Annotated in this window: 1 protein-coding gene; it reads right to left on the reverse strand. The window is 41.5% G+C overall.

Going from position 1 to position 248, the window contains the following annotated elements; translation table 11 throughout:
• Positions 1–248 (reverse strand): tyrosine-type recombinase/integrase (locus AC6UD0_RS07455; RefSeq protein ID WP_500708722.1); only part of this gene is annotated, 248 nt, incomplete at both ends.

Below are 248 nucleotides of genomic sequence, written 5' to 3' on the forward strand. Positions count from 1 at the left end.
TTCATGACAGCATCAATGGTATGGACGGTTGTTAATGCCAGGCCGGATTGTGATAATTCATCGAGAAAGCGCTGATATTTTGCTCTTGAGACATCTTGTAGGGAAGTTTTGCCAAATGCCGGCTTGAGATACTTTGAATAAAAGTTTCGGTTCGCTCTTGCTGTCGATTCACGCCAAATACCCATTTTGATTTTTCGCTTAGCCATTTGCTGGTAATATTGATCAACGGTCATTCTATGAGCCAAAGA

The sequence above is a fragment of the Fructilactobacillus sp. X7R9C1 genome (assembly GCF_059901005.1).